The organism is Nonomuraea sp. NPDC050547 (assembly GCF_044457345.1).
Lineage (GTDB): Bacteria > Actinomycetota > Actinomycetes > Streptosporangiales > Streptosporangiaceae > Nonomuraea.
On record NZ_JBITGW010000003.1, the window covers coordinates 232,249 to 253,998 of the forward strand.

Annotated in this window: 20 protein-coding genes; 13 read left to right on the top strand and 7 right to left on the bottom strand. The window is 72.1% G+C overall.

The window, feature by feature from the left end; genetic code table 11:
- The first annotated feature begins 24 nt into the window (after positions 1-24).
- On the top strand, positions 25-675 hold the full coding sequence (locus ACIBHY_RS08645) for a helix-turn-helix transcriptional regulator (RefSeq protein WP_397306328.1): 651 nt from the start codon (positions 25-27) through the stop codon (positions 673-675).
- 32 nt (positions 676-707) lie between these two features.
- Positions 708-1,196, top strand: a complete 489-nt coding sequence (locus tag ACIBHY_RS08650) for a DUF3291 domain-containing protein (RefSeq protein WP_397249944.1) — start codon at positions 708-710, stop codon at positions 1,194-1,196.
- Here the strand turns inward: ACIBHY_RS08650 and ACIBHY_RS08655 are convergent.
- Together ACIBHY_RS08655 and ACIBHY_RS08660 are read right to left on the bottom strand one after the other, a co-directional pair.
- Positions 1,133-2,317, bottom strand: coding sequence for a monooxygenase (locus ACIBHY_RS08655; RefSeq protein WP_397249942.1), 1,185 nt, complete (start codon positions 2,315-2,317; stop codon positions 1,133-1,135). The two genes, ACIBHY_RS08650 and ACIBHY_RS08655, sit on opposite strands and share 64 nt — an antisense overlap.
- An 80-nt stretch (positions 2,318-2,397) precedes the next feature.
- Positions 2,398-3,465, bottom strand: coding sequence for a DUF3866 family protein (locus ACIBHY_RS08660; protein ID WP_397306329.1), 1,068 nt, complete (start codon positions 3,463-3,465; stop codon positions 2,398-2,400).
- Positions 3,466-3,505: 40 nt separating this feature from the next.
- Here ACIBHY_RS08660 and ACIBHY_RS08665 point away from each other — a divergent pair, with 40 nt between their 5' ends.
- From ACIBHY_RS08665 to tatC, 5 genes are all read left to right on the top strand, one after another.
- On the top strand, positions 3,506-4,453 hold the full coding sequence (locus ACIBHY_RS08665) for a helix-turn-helix transcriptional regulator (protein ID WP_397249940.1): 948 nt from the start codon (positions 3,506-3,508) through the stop codon (positions 4,451-4,453).
- A gap of 52 nt (positions 4,454-4,505) precedes the next feature.
- Positions 4,506-5,471 (top strand): helix-turn-helix transcriptional regulator, encoded by a 966-nt coding sequence (locus tag ACIBHY_RS08670; protein ID WP_397249938.1) that lies wholly within the window; start codon positions 4,506-4,508, stop codon positions 5,469-5,471.
- Positions 5,468-5,656: a hypothetical protein gene (locus ACIBHY_RS08675; protein ID WP_397249936.1), complete on the top strand. Its 189-nt coding sequence runs from the start codon at positions 5,468-5,470 to the stop codon at positions 5,654-5,656. The genes ACIBHY_RS08670 and ACIBHY_RS08675 overlap by 4 nt, the downstream gene beginning before the upstream one ends.
- Positions 5,657-5,724: 68 nt before the next feature.
- A complete protein-coding gene (gene tatA / locus ACIBHY_RS08680; protein WP_379623553.1) occupies positions 5,725-6,048 on the top strand; it encodes a Sec-independent protein translocase subunit TatA in 324 nt (107 codons plus the stop codon).
- 27 nt (positions 6,049-6,075) lie between these two features.
- On the top strand, positions 6,076-6,978 hold the full coding sequence (gene tatC / locus ACIBHY_RS08685; RefSeq protein WP_397249934.1) for a twin-arginine translocase subunit TatC: 903 nt from the start codon (positions 6,076-6,078) through the stop codon (positions 6,976-6,978).
- Between the two features lie 9 nt (positions 6,979-6,987).
- Here tatC and ACIBHY_RS08690 read toward each other — a convergent pair whose 3' ends face one another.
- Entirely contained in the window at positions 6,988-8,166 is a 1,179-nt protein-coding gene (locus ACIBHY_RS08690) for a cytochrome P450 (protein WP_397306330.1), read from the bottom strand.
- A 130-nt stretch (positions 8,167-8,296) separates the two neighbouring features.
- Between ACIBHY_RS08690 and ACIBHY_RS08695 the strand changes: the two genes are divergently transcribed.
- Positions 8,297-9,187, top strand: a complete 891-nt coding sequence (locus tag ACIBHY_RS08695; RefSeq protein ID WP_397249930.1) for a diacylglycerol kinase — start codon at positions 8,297-8,299, stop codon at positions 9,185-9,187.
- Positions 9,188-9,207: 20 nt separating this feature from the next.
- Here the strand turns inward: ACIBHY_RS08695 and ACIBHY_RS08700 are convergent, their stop codons facing one another.
- Positions 9,208-10,131 carry a BtrH N-terminal domain-containing protein gene (locus ACIBHY_RS08700; protein WP_397306331.1) on the bottom strand — a complete coding sequence of 308 codons (924 nt, stop codon included), beginning with the start codon at positions 10,129-10,131 and terminating at the stop codon, positions 9,208-9,210.
- A gap of 84 nt (positions 10,132-10,215) precedes the next feature.
- Between ACIBHY_RS08700 and ACIBHY_RS08705 the strand changes: the two genes are divergently transcribed.
- Entirely contained in the window at positions 10,216-12,939 is a 2,724-nt protein-coding gene (locus ACIBHY_RS08705; RefSeq protein ID WP_397108062.1) for a DEAD/DEAH box helicase, read from the top strand.
- 43 nt (positions 12,940-12,982) lie between these two features.
- Here the strand turns inward: ACIBHY_RS08705 and ACIBHY_RS08710 are convergent, their stop codons facing one another.
- The 3 genes from ACIBHY_RS08710 to ACIBHY_RS08720 all read right to left on the bottom strand — a co-directional run bounded on the left by ACIBHY_RS08710 (position 12,983) and on the right by ACIBHY_RS08720 (position 15,214).
- Entirely contained in the window at positions 12,983-13,849 is an 867-nt protein-coding gene (locus tag ACIBHY_RS08710; protein ID WP_397249926.1) for a lytic polysaccharide monooxygenase, read from the bottom strand.
- Positions 13,850-14,075: 226 nt separating this feature from the next.
- Positions 14,076-15,020: a glycoside hydrolase family 75 protein gene (locus ACIBHY_RS08715; RefSeq protein WP_397306332.1), complete on the bottom strand. Its 945-nt coding sequence runs from the start codon at positions 15,018-15,020 to the stop codon at positions 14,076-14,078.
- Positions 14,909-15,214 carry a hypothetical protein gene (locus ACIBHY_RS08720; RefSeq protein WP_397306333.1) on the bottom strand — a complete coding sequence of 102 codons (306 nt, stop codon included), beginning with the start codon at positions 15,212-15,214 and terminating at the stop codon, positions 14,909-14,911. Before ACIBHY_RS08720 ends, ACIBHY_RS08715 begins: the two co-directional genes overlap by 112 nt.
- Positions 15,215-15,368: 154 nt before the next feature.
- Between ACIBHY_RS08720 and ACIBHY_RS08725 the strand changes: the two genes are divergently transcribed.
- From ACIBHY_RS08725 to ACIBHY_RS08740, 4 genes are all read left to right on the top strand, one after another.
- Entirely contained in the window at positions 15,369-17,930 is a 2,562-nt protein-coding gene (locus ACIBHY_RS08725; RefSeq protein ID WP_397249920.1) for a glycosyl hydrolase family 18 protein, read from the top strand.
- 121 nt (positions 17,931-18,051) lie between these two features.
- Positions 18,052-18,327 carry an acyl carrier protein gene (locus tag ACIBHY_RS08730; protein ID WP_379623571.1) on the top strand — a complete coding sequence of 92 codons (276 nt, stop codon included), beginning with the start codon at positions 18,052-18,054 and terminating at the stop codon, positions 18,325-18,327.
- Between the two features lie 28 nt (positions 18,328-18,355).
- Positions 18,356-19,987, top strand: a complete 1,632-nt coding sequence (locus ACIBHY_RS08735) for an acyl-CoA dehydrogenase family protein (protein WP_397306334.1) — start codon at positions 18,356-18,358, stop codon at positions 19,985-19,987.
- Positions 19,988-20,002: 15 nt separating this feature from the next.
- Positions 20,003-21,571 (top strand): hypothetical protein, encoded by a 1,569-nt coding sequence (locus tag ACIBHY_RS08740; protein ID WP_397306335.1) that lies wholly within the window; start codon positions 20,003-20,005, stop codon positions 21,569-21,571.
- Positions 21,572-21,750 lie beyond the last annotated feature (179 nt).

Genomic DNA, 21,750 nt, shown 5'->3' on the forward strand with positions numbered 1-21,750 from the left:
GCGCGGGGACCTAGACTCGCGGGCGTGAACGACGACCTCGACGCGCTGGCGCACCTGCAGGACCCGGTACGGCGGGCCCTGTACGACCACGTCGTGGCCCGGGGCGGCGAGGTCGGTAGGGCGGAGGCGGCCGAGGCCGCCGGAGTCTCCCGCACGCTGGCCGCCCACCACCTCGACAAGCTGGTCGAGGTCGGGCTGCTGGAGGCGGGCTTTCGCGCCCCGGACAAGAAGGGCCCCGGCAGCGGCCGGCCGGCCAAGGTCTACCGGCGGGCCAAGACCGAGCGGTCGGTGAGCCTGCCGCCGCGCGACTACGGCGTGCTGGCCGGCCTGCTGGCCGAGGTGGTCGGGACGCTGGGCGCCGAGGATCGGGCCGAGACGGCCGCGCGCCGGGCGGGCGAGCGCCTGGGCCGGGGCCGCCGGGGCGAGCCGGTCGCCGCCGTGCTGCGCGAGCGGGGCTACGAGCCGTACACCGACGGCGGCGTCCTGCGCATGCGCAACTGCCCCTTCCACACGCTGTCGGAGGAGCAGCCGGTGCTGGTGTGCGCGATGAACCTGGCCCTGTGCCAGGGGCTGCTGGAGGGCATGGGCGGCGATCCCGGCCTGGCCGCGCTCGATCCCCGGCCGGGGGAGTGCTGCGTCACCCTCGCCGGATCTTCTAAAACAAATGAAGATTGACATAGAAGTGCGGGCATGGTGAGGTGAAGCCCATGCACCTGGCACAGATGAACGTCGCCCGCCTGCTCGCCCCCGCCGACGACCCCCGCATCGCCGACTTCATCGACGGACTGGAACCCGTCAACGCCCTCGCCGACGCAGCGCCCGGCTTCGTGTGGCGGATGCGGGCCAACGACGAGGACCCCAGGGAACTGCTGAGCTACGACCACGACGACTACCTCGCCACCACGCTGTCGGTGTGGGAGTCACGCGAGACGCTGTGGAACTTCGTCTACCGCTCCGGCCACCTGGACTACCTGCGGCGGCGCCGGGAGTGGTTCGAGCACATCGCGGAGCCGTACGCGGTGATGTGGTGGATTCCCGTGGGGGAGCTGCCCACGACGGCGGAGGGTTTCGAACGGCTGCGACGCCTCAGGGCCGAAGGTCCCGGCCCCGAGGCGTTCACCTTCAAGGACTTCTACGAGGCGACCGCGATGCCCAGGCACATCTCGTCCTGGGTGCCCTCGCCCCAGACCACGTAGCGCGGCGGGAGCTTCTGCAGCAGCGGCAGCTGGGCGCGCAGCGAGGCGTCGTGCGTGCACGTCACCCGGATCGTGTCGCCCTTCTTGACCGCCACCGGCTCGGGCAGCGGCTGCAGCGCCTGGTTGTCGAAGTTGTACTCGGGCACGTCGAGCAGCGTGCGCCCGCCCGCCTTGCCCGGGTTGAGCTCCACCTTGATCGAACGGCCCAGCAGGTGCATGTGCCCGGCCAGCGCGTGCAGCGTGAAGGCTGCCGGCGAGGTCAGGTCGCAGTGCTGCGTGGGGCCCGGCTTGACCTTGCCCTTCGCGCACTGCTCCAGCAGCGCCCCCGCCTGCGTGGCCGACGCGCGCCCGAGGCGCTCGCCGACGTCCTGGATGGCCGCCTCGCGCTCGCACAGCGGGCCCTTCTCCCGCGCGGTGCACGGCAGCTCGGTCGGCGCGGGGAACAGCGCCGTCATCAGCGGCGTGCGCGTGCCCGACGCCAGGCGCAGCCGCACGCTCGACTGGTCGGTGCCGGCCGGTTTCCCGTCCAGCGCCAGCGTGCTGTAGTGCACCTGCATGACCAGCGCGCCACCCTTGGCCATCGGATAGCCGAGCTTCGGATCCAGCAGCACCTCATCGGTGCCGGGCGCCCAGTGGCCGATCCAGGCCGCGCGGTCCACGCCGGCGTTGCCGAAGCAGGTCCAGCCCTCGCCCGCGTCCTTGGCGTCGACCTCCTTCACCTCGGCCAGCGCCTCCGGCGCCACCGAGAACAGGATCGCGTGATGGACCACGTCGGTGTTCTGGGCGGCGAACTGGGTGCCGGTCAGGAACGCGTCGGCCCCGGCCAGGCCGGGGTCGATCAGGAAGCACCGGTAGACGTCGGTGCCGCCGGCCGCCGGCTCGGGCTTGTACGGCCTGGGCATGGTCGCCGTCACGAAACGTTCACCCGCACGCAGCGGGGCGGCCGGCGCCGGGGTGGCAGAACCGTGCAGTCCGTGCCCTCCATGCGAAGCCGTCGCCGACGGCGGCGGCGACGGTGACGCGCTGGTGCCTGATCCCCGGGCCGGTCCGTTCCCGCAGGCCGCCAGCAGCAGTGCCGCGACGGCAAGCACGACGCCCGCCCCGATGCGTGTGCGTGTCATGCCTCCACGCTCTCGCGTCCAGGCGTGAGCGTCATCACACTCAGGGCTGATCCGTCTACGCCTCAGGTCGGAGCCCGCGTCTACCCCAGAAGGCCTGCCGTATGCCGGCCCGCCGCCGCTGAGGTGAGGAAATAGGCCAGATCCTCCTCCAGCCCGCGTCCCATCGTCGACAACCGCACGGGCGCGGCGCTCAGCGCCTCATGGAGGCCCTCGACCGGCACCGCCACCAGTTCGTGCCGTACGGCCAGCATCTCCGCCTGGTCCCTGACCCGCTCCCCGAACGCCCCCGGCAGCTCCGGCACCGGCACCTGCGCGGGGGCCAGCGCCACCCGCCCATAGGCGGTCAGCGAGTGGTGGGAGACCCCCACGTGCCGCTCGCGCCTGTCGCCCTCGCTGACCCGCAGCGCCGCCACCGGCCGCCCGCGCAGCACGGCCGCGGCGTTGACCGCCTCGCCCGCCGAGACGCCGGAGAAGCCCCACCGCGTGCCCGTGCCGAGGTTGCCGGGGCCCTGGGTCACGACGGCCACGTCCGCCTCCAGCACGTGCCTGGCCGCCAGCAGCCCGGTGTGCGTCGTGACCGCCTCCACGTCGCCGCCGAAGGCCTGGCCCACCGTCACGACCCCGCTCAGCCAGCCGATCTCGCGCAGCTTCGCGCACGACATGGAGAACCAGGCGGGCAGGGCGCCGCCGTCCAGCATCACGTAGGCCACCCGCACGCCGGGGCGCGCGGCGTACAGGCCGCACAGGATCGGCGCCAGCGCCGAGTGCAGGTCGGCCACCACGACCGGCATGCCGTCCAGCGAGTCGGCCTCGCGCAGAAGCTCGTGGTAGGGCGAATCCTGCTCGTCCGCGCCCAGCACCGTGGCCTGCAGCGGGGTGTAGCGAGCCTTCACGAGGTGACCGGGACCGGTGGGATCTTCCGGCAATCTGTTCGGGACGGCCACCACCATGGCGTAACCTCCCGTACCGAGACCCATCGCGAGTGCCGTCGTGTTGAGCAGCACCTCGTCGCCGGGTTCCGGGCGGCCCACCAGGGGAGGGTAGGCCAGCGCCCGGCACTCACCCTCGGGAACGGCGACGTCGAGCTCCACCGCCCCAGGCCACTCGCGCCGGATCCGCGTCACCTCGCCCATGCGCCATCTGATCACCAGGGCAGGGTAGCGTCGAACACAGGAGGAGTGAGGGCAGATGTCGCGCCGTAAGACCGAGCGGTTGCTCAATCTTGTGATCTGCCTGCTCGCCACGCGCCGGCCTTTGTCGGCCGAGCAGATCCGCCAGGCCGTGCCGGGCTACGACCGCGACGGCGACGAGGCGTTCCAGCGCATGTTCGAACGCGACAAGAACGAGCTGCGCGAGATCGGCATCCCCATCGACGTCGTCCGCGACCCGTGGGAGGACGAGCCCGGCTACCGCATCGAGCGCCAGTCCTACGAGCTGCCCGAGATCACGCTGGAGGCCGACGAGGCCGCGGTGCTCGGCCTGGCCGCGCAGGTGTGGCAGCGCGCCAGCCTCGCCGAGGCGGCCTCGGGGGCGCTGCTGAAGCTGCGCGCGGGCGGCGTGGCCACCGACGCGGCCGGCGGCGGGGCGCTGGAGCTGCGCGTCGACACCCGCGACCCCGCCTTCCCGGCGCTCTGGGACGCCGTGCGCGACCGGCGCGTGGTCCGCTTCGACTACCGCAGCGCCGGCAGCGAGAACGTGCGCACCCGCACCGTGGAGCCGTGGGGCGTGGTCAGCCGGCGCGGCCGCTGGTACCTGGCCGGCTTCGACCGCGACCGCGACGCGCCGCGCGCCTTCCGCCTCAGCCGCATCATCGGCCAGGTCGCCGCCGTGGGCAGGACGGGCGCGGTCGAGGTGCCGCCGGGCGTCGACGTGCGCGAGATGATCGGCTTCCCCGAGGAGCCGATGGAGGAGCGCGTGGCCACCCTGCGCGTACGGCGGGGCGCGGGAGAGGGGCTGCGCCAGCTCGCCTCCGTCACCCGCGCGGGCGGCGGCGGATGGGACGAGGTGGAGCTGGGCTTCTCCGACCCAGAACGGCTGGCGGGCTGGATCGCCAGCATGGGCTCCGACGTGGAGCTCCTGGACCCGCCCGACGCGCGCGAGGCGGTCATCCGGCGGTTGAAGGGAGCGCTGGCATGAGCCGCGTGGTCTGGTCGGTCATGCTGTCGGGCATCGTGAAGGGGGCTCGGTCGTGAGCGGAAGCGCGGATCGGCTGCCGAGGTTGCTGTCGCTCGTGCCGTACCTGATGTCGCACCCGGGTGCGCAGGTCGGCGAGGTGGCCGAGGTGTTCGGCCTCAGCGAGAAGCAGCTCATCGACGACCTGCAGCTGGTGTGGATGTGCGGCCTGCCCGGCCACACCCCCGGCGACCTCATCGACGTCTCCTGGGACGGCGGCGAAATCGTCATCGACAACGCCGACACCATCGCCAGGCCGTTGCGCCTGGGCATCGACGAGGCCAGCGCCCTGCTGGTGGCGCTGCGGATGCTCGGCGCGATGCCGGAGTTCGCCGAGGTGCCCGGCGACGCGCTGCCGCGCGTGGTGGCCAAGCTGGAGCGAGCCGCCGGCGAGGGCGCCGCCGCCGTCAGCAGCCAGGTCGCCGTGGACGTCGACGCCGCCCCGGACGCGCTGCCCCGGGTGCGCGACGCGCTCAACAGGAAGCGCCGGCTGTCGCTGCGCTACTACGTGCCGGGCCGCGACGAGGTGACCCCGCGCGAGGTCGACCCCACCCGGGTCATGGTCGTCGACGGCCGCACCTACATGGAGGGCTGGTGCTACCGCGCCGAGGCGATGCGGTTGTTCCGCCTCGACCGCGTCGTGGGCGTCGACGTGCTGGACGTGCCCGCCGACCCGCCCGCCGACGCCGAGCCGATCGACGTCACCCAGGGCGTCTTCCGGCCCTCGCCGACCGACGAGCTGGTCGAGCTGGAGGTCAGCGCGGCCGGGCGGTGGGTGGCGGAGTACTACCCGGTCGAGGGCGTCACCGAGCTGGGCGAGGGCCGGCTACGCATCGCGCTGCGTGCCCGTGACGAGGACTGGGTGCTCAAGCTGGCGCTGCGGCTGGGCGACACCGGCCGCGTGGCCGCCCCCGAGGCGATGGCCGAGCGGGTGCGCGAGGAGGCCGAGCGCGCCCTGGCCCTGTACGCTCACCGGTCATGACGTGGATCTTCGTGGCGATCGGGCTCGGGGTCGCGGGCATCGCCGTGCTGGTGGCCGCGGGGGTGCGGGTCCTGTCCGCGGCACGCGAGCTGAGCAGGGAACTCACCCTTGCCGAGGCCCGGATTTCGCCCGCCGAGGAACGCCTGCGGGGTCAAATCGGGATGAACAAGGCCGTGGAGGGATGAGTCTGGGCCCCGAGCAGCGTACGATCGTGGCTGAGAAAGCCTCTCGCTCGCACTAAAGGAAGTTTTCCATGTCCTTCGGACCTGAGTGGATCGTCATCATCGTGGTGCTTCTCCTGCTGTTCGGCGGCAAGAAGCTCCCTGACCTCGCCCGCGGTGTGGGCCGGTCCCTGCGCATCTTCAAGGCTGAGACCAGCGACCTGCGCAAGGAAGACGACGACGACTCCAAGACCACGGTGGTACAGGGGCAGACCGTGCAGCAGCCGGCCGCGCCCGTCAGCCCGCAGCAGATCCCGCCGGCCGTGCCCCCGCTGACGCCGGAGGAGCAGGCCCGCCGCCTTGAGGAGGAGGCCGCCCGGCTGCGTGCCAACGCCCAAGCCGACAAGCAGGCCTGACCCCCAACACACGGACGAGGACCGCACATGGCGCTGCTCAAACGGACGAGCTCCGAGAGCTCCGAGGGCTCCGAGGCACCTCAGGACTCCGAGGGCCGCATGCCGCTCATGGATCACCTCCGTGAGCTGCGCAACCGCATCGTCATCTCCGTCCTCGCCCTGGCCGTGACCACCATCGTCGGGTTGATCTTCTTCGATCCGATCTGGAAGTTCATGGCCGAGCCGTACTGCTCGCTGAAGATCTCCCAGCAGCTGCGGCCCGAGTGCACGTTCGCCGTGCGCGGCGTCTTCGAGTCCTTCTTCGTCAACCTGCAGGTCGCCGCGCTCTTCGGTCTGGTGGCCGCCTCTCCGGTGTGGCTGTACCAGGTTTGGCGGTTCGTGACGCCGGCCCTCTACCGCAACGAGAAGAAGTACACCGTCACGTTCCTGGCGATCGCCGTCCCGCTGTTCCTCGTGGGCGCCGCCTTCGCCTACCTCGTGATGGACACCGGCCTCGGCTTCCTGTTGTCGTTCATGCCCGAGAGCGCGCTGCCGTTCATCGAGATGAACGAGTACCTCAGCTACTGGGTGATCATGCTGCTGGTGTTCGGCGTCTCCTTCGAGGTGCCGCTGCTCATGGTCTTCCTGAACATCATCGGGGTGCTGCCCCGGGCGACGCTGGCCAAGCACCGCCGCCTGATCGTCTTCCTGCTCTTCGTCTTCAGCGCGATCATCACGCCCGGCGGCGACGTCTTCACCATGCTCGCCCTGACCGTGCCGATGCTGATCCTGTTCGCGCTGGCCGAGTTCGTGATGTTCCTGCGCGAGCGGCGCCTGCCCGCGACGGAGGACTACTCCGGCCTGGACGACGACGAGGCCTCGCCGCTGGACACCCCCGCGGACGTCACGGCGGACAACACCGACATGGAGACCGGCCCCGACCCGCGGTGATCACGGCCTTCACCAGGTGACCGGCAGCGCGCGCACGCCGTAGAAGACCGCCTGCTCCTTGAACTCGAGCCGCTCCAGAGGTACGGCCGGCGCCAGCGTGGGCACGCGGCGGAACAACGTGCCGAACACGACCTGCAGCTCCACGCGGGCCAGCGGCTGCCCCAGGCACTGGTGCGGCCCGAAGCCGAACGCGATGTGGTGGCTGCTGTCCCTGCCCACGTCGAGGGCGTCCGGCCCGGGAAAGGCCGACGGGTCCCGGTTGGCGGTGCTCTTCACCACGATGATCCCCTCGCCCCTGCGGATCAGCTGCCCGCCGACCACGATGTCCTCGCGGGCGACGCGGCGCGCCTCGGTGTGCGTGACCGACAGGTAGCGCAGCAGCTCCTCGACCGCGACGGCCGGCGCGACGGAACCGTCGCGCACCGCGGCCAGCTGTGCGGGGTTCGCCAGCAGCGCGGCGGTGCCGAGGGCGATCATGTTCGCGGTCGTGTCGTGCCCCGCCACCAGCAACAGCTGGCCCGTCGTCGCGATCTCGGCGCGGCTCAGCACGCCTTCGACGGCCAGCCGGCTGAGCACGTCCTCGCCCGGCTCGGCCCGTCTGCGGTCCACCAGGCGTTCCAGGTAGGCGTGGAGCTCCTCGCTGGCCGCCAGGGCGCGCGCGGGGTCGCCCTCGTCCATGACGAGTTCGCCGGCCACACGCTGGAAGAAGCCGCGTTCGGCGTACGGCACGCCCAGCAGCTCGCAGATCACCAGCGAGGGCACCGGCATCGCGAACGCCTCGAACAGGTCGGCGGGCTTCGGGCCGTCGAGCAGGGCGTCGATGAGCCCGTCCACGATCTCCTGGATCCTGGGCCGCAGCGCCTCCATCCTCCTGACGGTGAAGTCGGCGGTCAGCAGCCGCCGGTGGGTGACGTGCTCGGGCGCGTCCATCTGCATCAGGGTCTTCATGCGGGCGTCGCGCGCCTTGCTGACGGCGTTGGTGTGCGGGAAGCCGGGCTCGGCGACGTCGACGCTGACGCGCGGGTCGGCCAGCAGCGCCCGGGCGTCGGCGTGCCGGGTGACCATCCAGGCCGTGCCGCCGTCCCAGAGGCGTACGCGGGCGACCGGGCCGTGCAGCGTCAGGCCCGGCGGCGGGTCGAAGGGGCAGCGGGCGTCGCGGGGCATGGGGAAAGCAGGGGTGTTCGCCATGCCCTCCAGCCTGTCGTTGAACGCGGCCCGGAGACTTCCGGCCGTTTCGCGCAGGTCAGGCGCGGCGCAGCCTCAAGCCCGGAGGCAGGTTGATCTGGTGTCCTCCCCGAATCCCCGGTAGGTTCCGGGCGTGTCCGTGCAACTCGCCCTCCTCGTGAATCCGGCCGCGCGCGGCGGCCGTACCGTGCGCCTGTTGGAGCCGGTGGTGCGCCGTCTGCGTGACGGGGGCGCCGACGTGTCGGTGATCGTCGGCGACGACGCCGCCGACGCCCTCGCCCGAGCCTGTACGGCCGCCGCCGAACGCCCCGACGCCCTGGTCGCCTTCGGCGGTGACGGGCTGGTGCACCTGGCGGTCCAGGCCGTGGCGGGGACCGGCGTGCCGCTGGGCATCATCCCCGCGGGCACGGGCAACGACATCGCCGCCGCCTTCGGCCTGCCGCGCAAGGACCCGCTGGCCGCCGCCGACGTGGTGCTGCGCATGCGTCCCCGGCGGGCCGACGCCGCCTGGATCGATGCCGGCGACGGCGTGGGGGAGTGGTTCGCCGGGGTGGTGTGCTGCGGGTTCGACTCCCGGGTGAACGAGCGGGCCAACCGGCGGACGTGGCCGCCGGGCATGGCGAAGTACCTGGTGGCGCTGGTGGAGGAGCTGCGTACGTTCCGGCCGATCCCGTTCCGGGTGACGCTGGACGGCGGCGAGGTGATCGAGCGGGAGGCGATGCTGGTGTCGGTGGCCAACACCAGCTCCTACGGCGCGGGCATGCGGGTCTGCCCGGACGCGCGGCCCGACGACGGGCTGCTGGACGTGATGGTGCTGCGGGCGGTGTCGAAGGGGGAGTTCCTGCGGGTGTTCCCCAGCGTGTACCGGGGCACGCACGTGCGGCATCCGGCGGTCTCGATCCACCGGGTCCGCACGGTCACGCTTGAGGCGCCGGACGTGGTCGCCTACGCCGACGGCGAGCGCGTCGGCCCGGCCCCGGTCACCTGCCGGATCGAGCCCGGCGCCCTCCACATCCTCACCTGATCTACTTTGTAAAGGCGCCGTCAGATCGCCACGGTGGCGAGCGTCTCCATGGCGGCCCTCTCCCGTTCCGACAGCTCCCGCAGGATCGCCGCCGCGTCCTGCGCCTTGCCGTCGGTCAGCAGCTCCGCCACCGCGCTCCACCTCGGCGCGATCTCGGCGTACATCGTGTGCGCCCGCCGCAGCGCCGGGTCGTCGGCGATCGTCAGGCACTCGGCCAGGAAGTCCCGGTACAGGTTGCGGAACAACGCGCCCCCGGTGCCCGCGCGCTCCATCAGCATGCCGGTCTCCGGCGGCAGCCGCTCCACCAGATCGGCCGTCTTGGCGATCCCGCGGTGGCCGAAGTTGGCGATGGGCGCGGCCAGGAACTCGGCCGCGTTGGCGCGGACGGCCGGGCCGATCACGGGGGCGAGGTCGCCGGGCCGGCCGGTGAGGGTGAAGGACAGGTGGCGGGCGGTCATCGGCCCCCGCTCGGCCCGCGCCGCCGCCAGGCTCTCCAGGCTGGTGGTCACCGCGCCGCCCTGCTGGCCGGTGTCCACCAGGTACGCGCGTTCGTCGTCGTAGCCGTACATGGCCACCACGTGGCCTCCGAAGCGCACCTTGGCGCTGAAGTACTCCAGGTGGTAGCTGTCGAGCTGCAGACCCACCGGCAGCCCGGACTCCAGCGCCGCCCGCACGTTCTCCCAGCCCTTGCGGGCCGAGCCGGTCTCGCGCACCACCAGGTCGAGGCCGAGCCGCCGGGCCAGGTTCTGGGTCAGCTCCATGGGCTTGATCCGGCCGCCGACGAAGCCCTGCCAGTAGATGAAGCCGAGCCCGGAGCCCAGGCCGAAGAGCATGGGCTCGGACAGGTCCGCGCCCTGGTGGCGCAGCAGCACGCCCAGGGCGCTGGTCTCGCAGTGGGCGGTGCCGTACGGGGAAATGTCGTGGAGCATCATGCGGACCAGCATGGGCTCTCCTGCCATGGGAGAGTCCACCCCGGCCGCGCGGCTACCTGGCCTGACCGGAAAGGCGGTTTCGGTAGGCTGATCGGTATGACGACGCCAGCGGAGCGCTACGCGGCCTTCCGCGAGAAATTCGGGGACGACGGTACGGCCCTCAGGTCGTTCCGTGGACTGTACGACTTCGAGCTCGACGAGTTCCAGCTCGACGCCTGCCGGGCGCTGGAGGCCGGCGACGGGGTCCTGGTGGCCGCCCCCACCGGATCGGGCAAGACGGTCGTCGGCGAGTTCGCCGTGCACATCGCCCTGGAAATGGGCATGAAGTGTTTCTACACCACCCCGATCAAGGCGCTGTCCAACCAGAAGTACAACGACCTGGTCAAGAGGTACGGCACCGCCAAGGTCGGCCTGCTCACCGGCGACAACAGCGTCAACGGCGAGGCCCCGATCGTGGTCATGACCACCGAGGTCCTGCGCAACATGCTGTACGCGGGCTCGTCCACGCTGTCCGGCCTCGGCTTCGTCGTCATGGACGAGGTGCACTACCTGGCCGACCGCTTCCGCGGCGCGGTGTGGGAAGAGGTCATCATCCACCTGCCCGAGTCGGTCAGGCTGGTGGCGCTGTCGGCGACGGTCTCCAACGCCGAGGAGTTCGGCGAGTGGATGGGCGAGGTGCGCGGCGACACCACGGTGATCGTCGACGAGCACCGCCCGGTGCCGCTGTGGCAGCACATGATGATCGGCAACAGGATCTACGACCTGTTCATCACCGACGAGCTCACCCCGCGCATCAACCCCACGCTCATGCGGGTCACGCGCGACGCCGAGCGCCTCACCCAGGGCAAGGGCAGGCGTGGCTACGGCCGTCCGCAGCGCTCCCGGCCGCCGGACCGCGCCCAGGTCATCGAGAAGCTCGACAGTGAGGGCCTGCTGCCCTCGATCAGCTTCATCTTCTCCCGGGCCGGCTGCGACGCCGCGGTCATGCAGTGCCTGTACGCCGGGATCCGGCTGACGACCGAGCGTGAGCAGCACGAGATCCGCCAGATCGTCGACGAGCGCACCGCCCACCTGCCCGACGAGGACCTCGCCGTCCTCGGCTACCTGGAGTGGCGCGACTGCCTGGAGCGCGGCCTGGCCGCCCACCACGCGGGCATGCTGCCGGCCTTCAAGGAGGTCGTCGAGGAGCTGTTCACGCGCGGCCTGGTCAAGGCGGTCTTCGCCACCGAGACGCTGGCGCTGGGCATCAACATGCCCGCCCGCAGCGTGGTCATCGAGAAGCTCGACAAGTGGAACGGCGAGACGCACGCCGACCTCACGCCGGGGGAGTACACGCAGCTGACCGGCCGGGCGGGAAGGCGCGGCATCGACGTCGAGGGCCACGCCGTCGTGCTGTGGCAGCCGGGCATGGACCCGCTGGCCGTGGCGGGGCTGGCGGGCACCCGCACGTACCCGCTGCGCTCGAGCTTCCAGCCCTCCTACAACATGGCCGTCAACCTCGTCGGCCAGTTCGGCAGGGAGCGCACCAAGACGCTGCTGGAGGCCTCCTTCGCCCAGTTCCAGGCCGACCGGGCCGTGGTCGGGCTGGCCAAGCAGCTGCGCAAGCAGGAGGAGGCGCTCGACGGCTACCAGGAGGCCATGACCTGCCACCTGGGCGACTTCCCCGAGTACGCGGCGCTGCGCCGCCGGTTGTCCGACCGCGAGGCGGAGCTGTCCAAGGAGCGCGGCGCCGCGCGGCGGGCGGCGGCGGTCAAGTCGCTGGAGGCCCTGCAGCCCGGTGACGTCATCCGGGTGCCCGGCGGGCGCCGGGCGGGGCTGGCGATCGTGCTCGACCCGGGGCGCAACCCGCGCGGCCACGGCCCGAGCCCGCTGGTGCTGACGATCGGCAAGCAGGTCAAGAAGCTCGACCCGGCCGACTTCCCGGTGCCGGTCGAGCCGATCGAGAAGCTGCGCATCCCCAAGAACTTCAACCCGCGCGCGCCCAAGGAGCGCGCCAACCTCGTCTCCACGCTGCTGGCCAAGATCGGTGACCGCGATCTGGGCAAGCCGCAGCGCGCCCGCGACCACGCGGTGGAGGACGAGGAGATCAACGAGCTGCGGCGCCGTATCCGCCAGCACCCGTGTCACGGGTGCGACGAGCGCGAGGACCACGCGCGCTGGGCCGAGCGCTACTACAAGCTGCTGCGCGAGACCGAGGGCCTGCGCCGCAGGGTCGAGGGGCGCTCCCACGTCATCTCGCGCACCTTCGACCGCATCTGCGCGGTGCTGGAGCAGCTCGGCTACCTGGAGGACGAGAGCGTCACCGACGAGGGCCGCCGTCTGGGCCGCCTCTACACCGAGCTCGACCTGCTGACGGCCGAGTGCCTGCGCCAGGGGCTGTGGGAGGAGCTCGACCCGGCCGAGCTGGCGGCGTGCGTGTCCGCGCTGGTCTTCGAGTCGCGCCAGGCCGACGACGCCCGCCGTCCCAAGATCCCGGCGGGGCGCGCCCAGGACGCGCTGACCAAGATGGTGCGGCTGTGGGGCGAGCTGGAGGCGATCGAGAACGACCACGCCCTGCAGACGATCCGCGAGCCCGACCTGGGCTTCGCCTGGGCGGCCTTCCGCTGGACCAAGGGGCACAGCCTGGACGCCGTGCTGGCCGACGGCGTCAACGGCGGCGAGCTGGCCGCGGGCGACTTCGTCCGGTGGATCAAGCAGCTCATGGACCTGCTCAGCCAGCTCGGCGCGGCGGCGCCGAAGGACAGCAAGGTCAAGGCGACCGCGGGCAAGGCGATGGACGCGATGCGCCGCGGCGTGGTGGCCTACTCGTCACTGACCTGAGCCGGTCAGGGCGCGCTCCGCACGGGAGCGCGCCCGGGTGCGGTCAGACGCGCTGCCAGAGGGCGGCGACGTTCGGCGGCTCCCAGCCGGGCAGCGCGGTGTGCGCCTGCAGGCACTGGTAGGTGACGCCGTTGTAGGTGGCCCGGTCGCCGGGGCGGTAGGCGGTGCCCGAGGCCCACGTACCGCCAGGCTGCGTGGGAGTGGGGGTCGGCGTGGGCGTGGGGGTTGGCGTCGGGGTCGGCGTGGGGGTCGGGGTCGGCGTCGGCGTCGGGTTCGAGCCGCCGAACTGCACGTCGGAGCAGGTGTAGAAGGCCTCGTTGCTGCCTACGACCCGCTGCCAGATCGAGTACAGGATGTGCCGGCCGGTGCGCTGCGGGATGTCGATCGTCCAGTTCGTGAACGTCGTGGGGTTGAAGTTGTTGAACGTCTTGATGTGCACCAGGTCCGACCAGCGCAGCGGCTGCGTCGGATTCCAGCCTTCGCGGGTGATGTAGAACTCGAAGTTGCTGTTCGAGTGCGGCGCGGAGGCGTGGTAGGTGATGGTGCGCGGCCCGGCGCTGAACTGCGTGGCGGGCCAGTCGGCGCGCTGCAGGTCCAGGCCCCGGTACTTGTCACGGCCCGCGCTGCAGAGCTTGCCGTCCGGGATGATCTGCCGGTGGCGCCCGCCGGCCTCCAGCAGGGAGACCTCGTTCCAGTCGTAGTAGGCCTGGGTCCCGCCGGCGGCGACGGCCGCCTTGCAGGCGTCGGACTTGGGCGTCTCGGGGCCTTCGTTCTTGCAGGTGTAGACGCGGCTGGGCGGGTTGGACATGGTGCCGTGGGCGAGGGCCGGAGTGCTGGTGAGGACGGAGGCCAGCAGGGCCAGGGGCAGGCTGGCGGTGGTCGCGAGGGCCACCTTGTTTCGGGTTCGCAACTGTCTCTCCTGGAGAACGGGGGGTGAGGAGCGCGCAGCAGCCGATGTATCTTTTAGGAAACTTTCCTAAGAGTTCAACTATCGCCGAAGGGACGGTTTGACGCAAGGGATTGACGGATGAATGACGAAACCCTACGCTCCCGAATTTGCAGGAAACTTTCCTGTAAATTCGAGCATCAGGCCCCCGGCCCCCGTGCGTGCGCAGCCGCGGGGGCCGGGTTCTTCCCTAGTCGCTCTGCACGAACCGCTGGGCGAGTTGCCTGCCCAGCGTGATCGCCTGGTCGTGGTCGTCGATGGTCTGGACCTTGGTCCCGGTGCCGGTGAAGACGATGGAGGTCACCGGGCCGTCGGTGCCGCCGTTCTTGGGGTCGGGGTTGATGCCCAGGTTCGCCGCGGCCGCGTACGAGGCCTCGCCGATGATCGCCGCCGGGCCGGTGTCGCCCATCACCGTGTACTCCACCTGGCCGTTGTAGACGATCGCGACCACGGTGCCGCAGCCGATGCCCCTGGTGCTGTAGTCCCAGGTGCCGCTGGGACCTGGAACCACCATGTACGGCAGGCGCGCCGCGTTGAGGTAGCCACCGCCACTGGCCGGGCAGAAGGTCTGGGGCTGGAAGCAGCAGTCGGTGTCCTCGTTGCACTGCGCGGTGCGCACCCCGTCGCAGTCGATGTCCATGTCGGCCGTCCAGTGGACCGCGCCGGTCTTGGCGCAGACCGCGATGGTGCCCGTGGCGACGTCGGCGTCGGTCTTGTAGCGGCCGTTGGAGATCTGCTGGCAGGTGGTGACCTTGGACAGCAACTGCTCGGCGGTGGGCCCGCCGGTCCCGGTGTCGGCACGGCCGGTCACCGGCGCGCCGGCGGCCGACTCGTTGCCGGCGGCGTCGAGCGCGGTGACGGTGTAGGTGTGGGTGGAGCCGGTGGCCAGGCCGCCGACGGTGGCGGCCGGCGTCGGCGAGGTGGCCACGACGGCCGTGCCCTCGTAGACGCGGTAGCCGGTGACGCCGACGTTGTCGCTCGACTCGGTCCAGGCCAGCGAGATGCTGGTGGCCGAGGTGCCGGTCACGCGCGGACCGGTGGGCGCGGTGGGCGCCTGGCCGTCGGGGCCGCCCGCTCCGCTGACGGTGATCCGGTCGACGTTCGGGCCGCCGCCGCGGGCGCGCGCACGGTCCATTCCGTGTACGGCCCCGCCGCGTTGTCACTGTTGACGAATCCGGTGCCGGAGAAGCCCGGGTGGTTGGCCTCGGCCACGCCCCGGACGCTGGTGGCGTTCTCGGCCTCGTAGCGGGTGGTGGCGGCCTGGGCGGGCAGGACCGCGATCAGGGACAGCAGCAGGACGCATAAGGAAAGCACCGATAAGCGGCCCATGCCATGCTCCTTCCGAATTTATTAGGAAAGCTTCCTAACGACCATGTTGATCCGTTCTGGTGAGGATTGCCAGTCATTCCCTTGCATGGCCGTCCCAGCGGGCTTACGATCCGCGTAATTCTTAGGAAACTTTCTTTAAAGAAAGGCCTGGCACGTGCGCCGATCACTCACCCCCCTGATCGCCGTCCTCGTGGTTCTCGCTCTGTCGACCCTGCCCGCCAACGCCGCCGGCCGGCTGCTGGCCGCGTTCAGCCTGTCGGGGACGACCGGCACGTTCGTGGTCAGCAACCCCGGCACGAGCGCCGTCACGGGCTGGTCGATCGTGTTCGAGTTACCCTCGGGCGTCACCGCGAGCAATCCCCAGAACGCCACCATCCGCCAGAACGGCACCAAGGTGACGCTCACCCCGGCCTACTACATCGACAATCTCCAGCCGGGCAAGAGCACCGAGCCGTTCAGCCCCAAGGTCACGCTCAGCTCGGCCGTACAGCCGACCAGTTGCAAGGTCAACGGCGCGAACTGCGACGGAACCGGACCCGAGCCACCCGCCCCCGCGCCCGTCACCGCCACCTATGACGTCAACGGCACCTCCGCCAAGATCGTCGTGGCCAACAACGGCACGGCCGCGCTCAACGGCTGGAGCGTCGTCTTCGACCTGCCCGCCGGCGTCACCGCGAGCAACGCCCAGCACGGCTCCATCAGCCAGAGCGGGCGCACGGTGACGCTCTCGCCCGCTCACTACAACACCACCATCGCGGCCGGACGCACGACCGAGCCCTACAGCCCGGCGTTCACGGTCAGCAGCGCCAACGCCGAGCCCACCAGCTGCCGTGTCAACGACGTCAACTGCGACGGCTCCGCCGACGCCCCGCCCGGCGCGCCCGGCAACCCGCGCTCGCCGGTGAAGACCACCAAGACCGTCTCCCTCGCCTGGAACGCGGCCACCCCCGGCAGCCTGCCGATCGTCGGGTACGAGGTCTACAACGGCAGCGCCCTGGCCACCAGCGTCACCGGCACCGAGGCCACCGTCACCGGGCTGACCCCGAACACGTCCTACACCTTCACCGTCAAGACCAAGGACCGCAAGGGCACGCTCTCGGCGGCCAGCGCCCCGGTCACGGTCACGACCAACAACCCCGCCGACGACACCCAGGCGCCGACGGTGCCCGGCAACCTGCGCAGCACCGCGCGTACCTCCGCCAGCGTGACGCTCGCCTGGAACGCCGCCACCGACAACACCGGCGTGGCCAACTACGACGTCTACGCCGGCTCGACGCTGGCCGCCACCGTCACCGGCACCACCGCGACGGTCACCGGGCTGTCGCCGTCCACCGCCTACAACTTCACCGTGCGCGCCCGGGACCTGTACGACAACCTCTCGGCCGCCACCGCCCCCGTCGCCGTGACCACGCTCGACATCGTCGAGACCGGTTACGCCCGCGTCGGCTACTTCGTGCAGTGGGGCATCTACGGCCGCCAGTACTTCGTCCGCAACCTGGACACCACCGGCGCCGCCGCCAAGCTCACCCACATCAACTACGCCTTCGCCAACATCGACCCGGTCAACCTGACCTGCCTGCAGGGTGTCACCAGGGGCACCACGCCCAACCCGCAGGACCCCAACCAGGGCGACGGCGCCGGTGACGCCGAGGCCGACTACGGCAGGCCCTTCAGCGCCGGCCAGTCCGTGGACGGCGTGGCCGACACCGGCTGGGAGAAGCTGCGCGGCAACTTCAACCAGATCAAGAAGCTCAAGGTCAAGCACCCGCACCTGAAGGTGCTCATCTCGCTCGGCGGCTGGACCTACTCCAAGTACTTCTCCGACGTGGCCGCCACCGACGCCGCCCGCAAGAAGTTCGTCTCCTCCTGCATCGACATCTACATCAAGGGCAACCTGCCGGTGGTCAACGCCGCGGGCGGCCCCGGCGCGGCGGCGGGCGTCTTCGACGGCATCGACCTCGACTGGGAGTGGCCCGGCGCCGAAGGACACGCCGGCAACCACGTCAGCCCCAGCGACAAGGCCAACAACACGCTGCTCATCGCCGAGTTCCGCCGCCAGCTGGACGCCCTGACCACCACGACGGGCAAGCGCTACCAGCTGACCGCGTTCACCCCCGCCGACCCGGCCAAGATCGCGGCCGGCTGGGACCTGCCCAACATCGCCCCCAACCTCGACATCTTCAACATCCAGGGCTACGACTTCCACGGCGCCGGCAGCGACAACTCGTGGGAGCCCTTCCGCACCGGCCACCAGGGCAACCTCTACCTGGACGCCGACAGCCCCTACAACCCCGACTTCAGCGTGGAGAAGGCGGTCAACGTCTATCTCGACGCCGGAGTCAGCCCGCGCAAGCTGACCATCGGCCTGGCCTACTACGGCCGCGGCTGGAAGGAGGTCGCCGAGGGCGGCAAGGCCGGCGAGTGGCAGTCGGCCAACGGCGCCGCCCCCGGCCAGTTCGCCGAGGAGGCAGGCACCCGCGGCTACAGCAACCTCATCGCCGGCGTGCCCGGTTGCGCGGTCAAGCACGACGAGGCCGCCGTCGCCACCTACTGCTACACCGGTCCAGGCGGCCAGTGGTGGAGCTTCGACGACACCTGGTCGATCGGCAAGAAGACCGCGTGGATCAAGAGCAAGGGCCTGCTGGGCGCGATGATCTGGGAGATGTCCGGTGACACCGGCGCCCTGACCACCGCCCTCGACGCCGGCCTCAGGTAAGCCCGCTCCGGGGCGACCCCCTCTGGATAGGGGTCGCCCCGGCACGGCAGGGGTTGGACCACCCCGCCCGCCTGGCTTTACTGCCTGTATAGGCGAAAAAGAAGGCGGAGGTGTACCCGAAATGGGCGACCAGCTCACCCAGCAGGCCGTGTGCAACACGATGAAGGGCATCGTGGCCCGCGTCCTCCAGGTCGAGGAGGGCGGCATCATGCCCGGCTCACGCATCACCGACCTCAGCCTCGTCGAATCGATCAAGCTGCTGCGCATCGGCGGCCGCATCGAGCGCGCCTTCGGCATCGAGCTCGACAACGAGGTGCTCTTCCGCACCGCCACGCTGAGCGAACTGGCCGACGAGGTCCACCGGCTGTGCCTGCGCGAGCAGGAGCAGGCCGCCTGAGAACACCGAGCGGGTCAGGAGAGCGGCATTGAACACCTTCCCGTCCGCCGAGGCCCTTGAGCACACCCTCGGCGACCCCCACCTGCCGAACGGCCCGCTCACCTACGCCGCCGCCATGGCCGGTGACCGCGCGGAACGCCGTCCGCACGCCTCCCTGGACCGCCTGCGCGGCTGGGGCTACCCGGCGTTCCTGGTGCCCGCCGCGCTCGGCGGCCGGCTCACCTCGCTGGAGGAACTGCTCGCGCTGGCCCGCGTCGTGGCCAGGCGCGACCCCACCGCCGCCCTGATCGCCACCTCGCCCTGGATGGCCGGCGTCCCCGTCTGGCAGGCCGGCACCCCCGCCCAGCAGCGCGCCTACGCCGACGCCGCCCTGCGCGGCCAGTGGTCGGCGCTGTCCCTGCGGGAGCCGGAATCGCACCGGCCGCACGAGGGCGGCACGGACACGCTCACCGCCTGCCGCGCCGACGGCGGCTACCGCCTCGAAGGCACCGCGACCATGGTCAGTGACGTGCGCATGGCCCGCTTCGCCTGCCTGCAGGCCCGCGAGCCCGAGACCGGCGCCCACACCCTCCTGCTCACCGACCTGGAGCAACTGCCCACCGCCGGGTACGAGCTGCTGCCCCGCGTGTCCACGCACGGCGTACGCGGCGCCGACGTGGCCGGGATCCGCTTCCACGGCGCGTTCGTGCCCGCCTCAGCGGTGCTCGGCCGTCCCGGCGGCGGCGCCGGCCTGGCCGCCCGCTCACTGGCCGCGATCAGGACCGTCCTGCCCGCCTTCGGCCTCGGCGCCCTCGACACCGGCCTGCGCTGCGCCTTCGACTTCCTGCGCCACCAGCGGGTGCACGGCGGCCGCGCCGCCGACCTGCCGCCCGTACGCGCCGAACTGGCCACCGCCTACCTCGACCTGCGCGTCGCCGAGACCGTCGCGAGCACCTGCGCCCGCCTCCTGCAGCGCCTGCCCGCGCTCGCGCCCGTCTCCTCCGCCGTCGCCAAGTACCTGGTCCCGCACCTGGCCGAGCAGCGGCTGCGCCGGCTGGCCGGCGTCCTCGGCCCCCGCTACCTGCTGCGCCAGGACCACTGGTCGGGCATCTTCGACAAGCTGCTGCGCGACGCGCGGCTGTTCGTCCTGCTCTACGGCGCCGCCCACGACATGCTCGGCGCGCTCGCCGCCCGGCTGTCCTGCCTGGACGGGCCCGGGGCCGACCCGCGCCGCGCCGATCCGGCCTTCCTGCCCGGGTGCGTGGCGCCGCCGTACCCCTTGGGGCTGCGCGCGCTCGCCGTCGCGAGCGGAAACGACCCCGTCACGGCAGGACTCGACGAGGTGTGTACGGCGCTGCGCACCCACGAGCCCGCCCTGGCCGGAGCGGCGGCGCTGCTGCGGGCCGAAGGCGCCCGCCTGCGCGCCGGCGCCCGCGAGCCCGCCGATCCCGGCACCGAGCAGGGCCAGCGAGCGGGGGAGCGCTACGCCCGGGTCTTCGCCGCGCTCTGCCTGGCCAGGCGGCACCTGGCCGGAGAGCGGCTGCACTGGCTGGCCCCCGCGCTCACCGCCGTGCTGCGCCCCGGCACGCCGCTGCCCGGCGAGAACGTCGAGAGCCTGTTCCTGGAGCTGGCCATGGAGTACGCCGGCCGGTCCGCGCTGTCGCTGTCGCGGCCGGCCTGACGGGGAGGAGAGCGCATGGACGAGGCGATCACCCGCGCGCTGGCGGTCGCCGCCCAGCTCGACCGGGCGCTGGCCGACCCCATGGACGAGCGCAACCCCGCCTCCTTCCACGCCGCCGTCCGCGCCGACCGCGACGCCCGCTTCCCCCGGCACCTGTGCGGGTCGGCGCTGGCGTGGGGACTGGCCGAGTACCTGATCCCGGCGGTCTCCGGCGGCAGGCTCACCTCGCTGGAGGAGGCCTTCGCCCTTTTCAGGGTGCTGGCCAGGCGCGACCTCACCGCCGCCACGACGATCGCGGCCAGCTTCCTGTCGGCGCTGCCCGTCTGGCGCGACGGCAGCCAGTCGCAGCGCAGGGCCGTGGCCGGGCTGCTGCGCGAGCACGAGCTGATGGGGCTGCCGGTCGGCGAGGCCGAGCAGGGCGCGGACATCCTCGCCCGCGAGATCGCCGCCTTCGGCGACCGGCACGCGTGGCGGCTGGACGGGCGTACGTCGCTGATCGACAACGGCAGCCACGCCGCCGGGACGACGGTGCTGGCCCGTACGGGTGACGGGCTTACGACCTTTCTGCTGCTGCGCGGGGACGGCGAGCACTGGTGGTTCCAGCCCGCGCACGAGGCGCACGGCCTGCGCGGCGGCGCGCTCAGCCGGCTGACGCTGGCCGGGGTGCCCGCCGGGGACGCGCAGGTGGTCGGCGGGCTCGGGCAGGGCCTGGCCACGGCCGGGCGCACGTTGCCGGTGGCGCGGCTGCTGGTGGCGGGGCTGGCGCTCGGGGCGCTCGACACGTGCCTGCGGGCGGCGCTGCCGTACGCGGAGGAGCCGGGCAGGGACGCGGCGGAGTCCGCCGGGCCGGGCCGGGCCGAGGCGGGTGCGGCGGTGCTCGCGCGGCGGCTCACCGACGCCTATGCCGATCTGCTGATCGGGGAGGCGGTCTGCCACGAGCTGTGCCGGACCGCGCGTGAGGACCCGCATGCCTTCGCCGCGGCCAGCGCCCGCCTCGCCGGCCTGGCGGCGCGGATGGCGGGCGACGCCGTCGAGACGCTGGCGGGCGCGCTCGGCGGGCCGGGGTACAGCGCCGGCATCGTGGAGAAGATGCGCCGCGACAGCGCCGTGGCGGGCGCGCTGGCCGACGACCAGCTGCCTCCCGCGGTGCCCGGGGACGACCTGCCGCCCGACCCGTTCGTGCCGGTGCCGCCGGAACTGTCCTGGCTCGGCCCGCCGCCCGCCGCGCCGCCGCCCCGCGAGAACGGCCTGGCCGCCGCGGCCCGCGTGATCGGCGAGGACGGGCTGCCGGGGCCGCACGCGCCCCGGCTGCTCGAACTGCTCGGCTTCTTCCGCGCCCGCCGCTCCGGCTGCGCGCACGCCGAGGCCGCCGCCGCCTGCGCCGCCGCGTGGCTGCGGGCGCGGGGCAGGGACGGCTACCACATGTGCGGGGGCTGGCTGCTGCTGTGCCTGCGGCGGCTGGCCGTACTCCTGGGTCAGGAGCAGCCCGAGGACGGCGGCGTGCGCAGAGTCGCGCTGGTACGGCTGCGCAAGGCCGCCGAGCAGCGGCGGCTCTTCTCCGACCACGACGTCGAGCTCGCCTGACCACGCCGCAAACTGACCGCCCGGTCAAGATGCTGTCGTCAATGGTTCACCCATCGTCACCTCCGGGCCAGTTTCCTTGGCGATCTCGGCGGACATCCCCATGTCGAAGCCCGTCAGCCCCTCGGACGCATCCGCTGAGGCCCGCTCCCCACGCGGTGTCCGGCTCCTTGCCAGGAGGT

Excerpts from the sequence above, each read along its gene's own strand:
- ACIBHY_RS08650 (WP_397249944.1), top strand. The coding sequence starts at position 708 with ATGCACCTGGCACAGATGAACGTCGCCCGCCTGCTCGCCCCCGCCGAC.
- ACIBHY_RS08655 (WP_397249942.1), bottom strand. The coding sequence starts at position 2,317 with ATGACACGCACACGCATCGGGGCGGGCGTCGTGCTTGCCGTCGCGGCA.
- ACIBHY_RS08665 (WP_397249940.1), top strand. The coding sequence starts at position 3,506 with ATGTCGCGCCGTAAGACCGAGCGGTTGCTCAATCTTGTGATCTGCCTG.
- ACIBHY_RS08675 (WP_397249936.1), top strand. The coding sequence starts at position 5,468 with ATGACGTGGATCTTCGTGGCGATCGGGCTCGGGGTCGCGGGCATCGCC.
- tatA (WP_379623553.1), top strand. The coding sequence starts at position 5,725 with ATGTCCTTCGGACCTGAGTGGATCGTCATCATCGTGGTGCTTCTCCTG.
- tatC (WP_397249934.1), top strand. The coding sequence starts at position 6,076 with ATGGCGCTGCTCAAACGGACGAGCTCCGAGAGCTCCGAGGGCTCCGAG.
- ACIBHY_RS08690 (WP_397306330.1), bottom strand. The coding sequence starts at position 8,166 with ATGGCGAACACCCCTGCTTTCCCCATGCCCCGCGACGCCCGCTGCCCC.
- ACIBHY_RS08700 (WP_397306331.1), bottom strand. The coding sequence starts at position 10,131 with ATGCTGGTCCGCATGATGCTCCACGACATTTCCCCGTACGGCACCGCC.
- ACIBHY_RS08705 (WP_397108062.1), top strand. The coding sequence starts at position 10,216 with ATGACGACGCCAGCGGAGCGCTACGCGGCCTTCCGCGAGAAATTCGGG.
- ACIBHY_RS08715 (WP_397306332.1), bottom strand. The coding sequence starts at position 15,020 with ATGGACCGTGCGCGCGCCCGCGGCGGCGGCCCGAACGTCGACCGGATC.
- ACIBHY_RS08720 (WP_397306333.1), bottom strand. The coding sequence starts at position 15,214 with ATGGGCCGCTTATCGGTGCTTTCCTTATGCGTCCTGCTGCTGTCCCTG.
- ACIBHY_RS08730 (WP_379623571.1), top strand. The coding sequence starts at position 18,052 with ATGGGCGACCAGCTCACCCAGCAGGCCGTGTGCAACACGATGAAGGGC.
- ACIBHY_RS08740 (WP_397306335.1), top strand. The coding sequence starts at position 20,003 with ATGGACGAGGCGATCACCCGCGCGCTGGCGGTCGCCGCCCAGCTCGAC.